At 36.6% G+C, this 4,883-nt stretch carries 4 protein-coding genes and 1 pseudogene; 4 read left to right on the top strand and 1 reads right to left on the bottom strand.

Annotation, left to right across the window (positions count from 1 at the left end; translation table 11 throughout):
- Nucleotides 1–472, bottom strand: a pseudogene (locus AC2JBO_RS43065) (glycoside hydrolase family 65 protein); the annotation flags it as partial.
- A 539-nt stretch (nt 473–1,011) separates the two neighbouring features.
- On the opposite strand from AC2JBO_RS43065, the gene AC2JBO_RS43060 reads away from it, so the two are divergent.
- The 4 genes from AC2JBO_RS43060 to AC2JBO_RS43045 form a co-directional block, all read left to right on the top strand.
- Nucleotides 1,012–1,863 carry a phosphodiester glycosidase family protein gene (locus AC2JBO_RS43060; RefSeq protein ID WP_496959752.1) on the top strand — a complete coding sequence of 284 codons (852 nt, stop codon included), beginning with the start codon at nt 1,012–1,014 and terminating at the stop codon, nt 1,861–1,863.
- A 127-nt stretch (nt 1,864–1,990) separates the two neighbouring features.
- Nucleotides 1,991–2,305: a threonine dehydratase gene (locus tag AC2JBO_RS43055; RefSeq protein WP_496959751.1), complete on the top strand. Its 315-nt coding sequence runs from the start codon at nt 1,991–1,993 to the stop codon at nt 2,303–2,305.
- Nucleotides 2,306–2,577: 272 nt separating this feature from the next.
- Entirely contained in the window at nt 2,578–3,957 is a 1,380-nt protein-coding gene (locus tag AC2JBO_RS43050; protein ID WP_496959750.1) for a protein kinase domain-containing protein, read from the top strand.
- Between the two features lie 47 nt (nt 3,958–4,004).
- A partial coding sequence (locus tag AC2JBO_RS43045; protein ID WP_496959749.1) for an ABC transporter substrate-binding protein occupies nt 4,005–4,883 on the top strand: 879 nt, incomplete at its 3' end.

Here is a 4,883-nt window from a genome sequence, read left to right as displayed (position 1 = left end):
CCGACGTAACCGAAACGCGAACAGCCATAACATGCTGGTCTGCTAGAGAAGCAAATCTTTCAAAGTGCAAATCTATTGTATGACCACAAGGCGCCCGCCAGCGAATATCCCGGCTAACCAAACCCAACCGCATATCAAGTCTTCTTTCGTACTCGATAACCGTTCCCGCATCTAAACGGAAAGTTTCTCCCCCTACCTTAATAACCAAAGGTAACCAACTTGGAACATTAACAAGTTCGGTCTTACCTATCGCAACATCATCATAAACTCCATTGATGAACGTTGCCGCACAATTACCCGGATAACCTTCCTCAAACGTTCCGCGCGTTCCTAAATATCCATTACCTAGTGTAAATACTGTCTCGTGATGATGTAATTTGTTACTATCAAATACTGTCTCAATAACATTCCAAGCAGCAGCATCAACAAAGGAGCGATTTTGGAACAAATCCTGGCTCAAAGTATTAATCATAATTAGACACAATCCTGAAGTATAGCCAAAAGTCTTATCTGTTGGGTTGCAGGCAAAAAACCACAAGAATAGCGAAGAAGGTTACTAAGTAAACGCGCATTCTCCGACAAATCAAACACAATCAAGCCTAAATAGGCATTTTTTACTAGCTTTATTTCTCGCCCACATCCGTCTATAGATAGGTTTCCTTAATTACCATCTAAAAAACTGATTCTCACTCAAAACTATAAAAAACTCAACATTTCGCAATTTATTATACAAAACTACATATTTCTCTCATGAAAATTGAACACTTTTAATTTGACGCAAAGTATATATATAAGTATTTGTTTATCTTTACTACTGTGTTATCCCAAAATTTTCTCATTTTTCAACTTATCATTGCTTTACATTCGATGGCGCCGCTTGTCTCGTTTCATAGACTTGGTTATTATCAGGGGCGACAACCCTTATTTGATAAAATCAATCGATTTTCTAAATAATTTAATTTAGTCGTACTAAGCACTTCAGTGCTTACTTAATACCAGTTGTAAAGAAATATGAATAAATTTGTAAATATCGTCATAATATACACTTCTAAACTTAGTCAAATACTTATATCAAATTACTTAGTCAAACAACTTTATCTCATCACAATCACTACTACTGTCGCAATTCTTATTACAAGTACAACCCATGCACAATCAACTCCAGAAGGATTCCAGCCTTTAATAAAAGATAATGGCGTACAAGTGTACAAAAAATACTATCCAAATGGTAAAAGAGACTATATAACAGTTGTAGATATATTAAATGCAACAATAAACAACTTAACTGGCGAAGTAGTAAATACTCCTAACGGCAAAATTAGTAAAAAAGTAATTACCGAGTTTTGGCAAGATGCTGTTAGTCAAAATACTTCTACTTTAAACGCAAGAGTTGTTATTAACGGCGCCTTTTTTTCAACAAACGATAACGTTACAGGAATAGCATTCGGTTTAAAAGTTAATGGACGTATAATTACATACGGCTATGCTATTGGGAAAGAATACCCTGGTCAAATTCGCGCCTTCTTCTGGAACAATAAAAGTGGCGCCATCATACCGTATTCAAAAGATATATTTAATTCAAGTAATTCTAATGTTGTAGGCGCCTTAGATGCTCTAGCAGATAAGTCAGCTTCACGTTACCTACCGCGTACATTCGTTGGTGTACAGAAAAATACAGTTATCTTTTATTCGAGTAACTACGCGCGTCAAAGCGATGCCGCAACTACACTTAGAAATTTTGGCGCCAGTACTACTGCAATGCTTGATGGTGGTGGCAGTACTAGTATAGTTATCGATGGTAAACCTTTAATTTCAACAAATCGTCCGATACCACATGCAATAGCTATATATTCGGGCACGTAGGGTAGGCATCTTGCCTGCCCAAAATTACTACCTCAATACACAACTTTTGGTAGAGACTGTAAAACAATATTAACAATCAATATTATATTGAGAACAATACTAAACAAGTGGTTATTAAGGGGTTGTTATGTCTGGATTTATACAAGTGTTGCAAAATACGTTGATTCGTATTACCGCTTTGCTATCGGTTGTATTGAAAAGTGTCGGTAATTTGTTTAAAGGTATCTCGAATTTCTTAGGAAACGTTTTCGGATTTAGCGAATCTGAATCTCAATATTACTTGGAAAAGGATGATTCACAAGGTGTTAAGCGTTCGGAACCAAAACCAATGCTAACTACCGAACAAAAAGTAAACTTTGAACCACCTGCAAATAAGCGCCGCTCTAATAATAGACAAATGGATTACTACCTGAAGATGGCTCAAGATATCAAAAAAGGTTAGTTACACCTTGGTTTAAAATTCATTGCCGCAATGCCTCTGAGCTTTTGAGCTTGGGGGTTTTTTGCACAGGCGGGACGCCTATGCTACGTGCGTGGGGTATTGTGAAGTTTTGTGAATGATTGTTGAGAATGGTAAATATAAGTAAAGAAAAGTAAAAATATGAATAGTTATGGTGATTTCTAACATAGTTAATATTGTTCTGAAGTATCTTTACGAATAGATATTTAGTAGGAGCAGTATATAGTTACACACCGAAATATCAGGAGGATAGTTTGGATATTTGTTGCACTCGTCCCGGTTGCCCAAAACCTATAAACTCTTTTCCTGACTTGGACGATACTTCTGTTCTAAAAAGTGTTTCGCAAAAGTACTGTATGACTTGCGGAATGCCACTGTTTCTTGATGGTCGCTATATACCAATCAGAAAGTTAGGACAAGGGGGGTTTGGCGCCGCTTTTTTAAGTTGTGACCGTCGAACTCCAGCGATGCGCGAGTGTGTAGTTAAGCAGTTGCAGCCATCACTGCACTTTAAACCCGAACAGATCAAAAAGGTAACACAGTTATTTCACCGTGAAGCATCCGTTTTAGAAACGTTAGGCACCCATCCGCAAATTCCGGAGTTGTTTGCATTTTTTGAGATGCATCCAAATACTACTCAACTACAAGTGGAACAACCTACTGAGTTGTTCTACCTCGCGCAGCAATATATTGATGGTGAAAACTTAGAACAAGAGTTGCATCGTAAAGGCAAATTTTCTGAGGCAGAAGTTTTTGAGGTGCTGGTCGCTGTCCTACAAATATTAGATTTTGTTCACAGTAATCATTCTATCCATCGTGATATCAAACCGTCTAATATTATGCGCTCGTGCGATGGTCAGTTATATCTTATAGATTTTGGAGCAGTTAAGCAGGTAGTTGTGACTGGAACCAGACAACCAGGTAATAACCCTACAGTTGATGTACCATCAGTTTCTATAACTAATGTTTATACACCTGGGTTTGCACCACCTGAACAAACGGATGGACGTGCGATTTTTCCTTCATCTGATTTGTACGCTCTTGCAGCTAGTTGTTTATTCTTTTTGACTGGTAAGCACCCAACAAATTTTATTGATATTTATACTAATACTTGGAACTGGCGCCAACAAGTAGATATTAGCAATAAACTTGCCAGTATTTTAGAACGGATGCTGAAGGAAAAACCGATAGACAGGTTTCAGTCAGCGAAAGAAGTCCTTGATGCTTCAAAACAAAAAATACCAACTCATGACCAAGATTTTTCCGATTTAGAATGGTTAGTTTCACCGTTTTTAACGGGTTTTGAGATTGGACTATTAGCAATTTTTTTAAATAACTTGCTGGGTGTAATTGGAATTGGATTAGCGATAATTATTTTATGCGGTTTAACTTATGCTCAATATCATCGAATTATTGCTAGGAAACATTTATTTATTATTGTTGGCACCACCTTAGCACTCGTGTTGCTATCATTGCCAATCTTAAAACCCTCTCTAATTTTCGGCTTTAACTTAAAAAAAGACCATTTCCTAGTTGTATTTTTTGCATTATTGACAGGTCTTTTTGGTGTTCTTTTAGTGGGGTTATATCAACTTATATATCAACTCTTGGAAATAAATCGCGTAAATCGATAATCTTTTAATCTTTTTTCTTCTAATCTATTTTTTCTTAGGATACATCTATGTTACACAAAAAAAACTTTCTCCGCCTGAATCTCGCTGTTGCTATTGCATCTGGCTTATTAGCAATTGGAGTTTGGTCTTTAAAAAATTTAACACAAACAAGTACAGAAAATGGTACAAATTCTTCAGAGGTATCAAAAGAAGCTTCTAACCTGGATGCACGTATGAGTTATGGCGAAAAAATACTAACCGAACTAGAAGTTACTGGGGATAACTCCCAATTTCAAAATGCTAAGAAGAACGGCGCCAAGGCAATGGCTACAAAAAATTATCCTCAAGCAGTACAATCTTTTGAAGAAGCGTTAAGAATACAGAAAAATGCACCGGAAACGAGAATATATTTGAATAACGCGAAAATTGGGAACGAGGAAGCTTATACAATCGCAGTTCCAGTTCCAATGGTTCCTCAAACTAACTATAATAGAAGTAGTGAAAATAGACATCCAGCAAATGCATTAGAAATGTTACGTGGTTTTGCACAGGCACAAGAACAAATTAATCAACCTGGTAAAAGAATTAATGGTAAGCAGATTAAATTACTGCTTGTAGATGATAGCGATAATAAAGACATTGCTCAAACAATCGCTAATAAATTACTAGAAGATAAAAACATTATTGGCGTAATGGGCCATCGTTTAGCCCCTGTCAGTAGAAGTGTGGCACCAATATATGCCAAAGGAAAACTGGTATTTATTACCCCGACAAGTGTCTCTTCTGATTTAAATACAAAAGATTATGCAGTCAACCCAGATAATCTTAAACGCTATGTATTTCGCACTGACACAGATTCAGAAACTGCTCAGAAAAAATTAGCGCAATATGTGGAGCAGAACCTAAAAGTTAAAAAAGTGGCGATTTTTTATGATTCTTCTAAAGAA

It is taken from the genome of Calothrix sp. CBUCES-K 9914 (genome assembly GCF_059640475.1).
The sequence above is the reverse complement of the archived record's forward strand: the minus strand, read 5'-3'. Positions and strand labels throughout refer to the sequence as shown.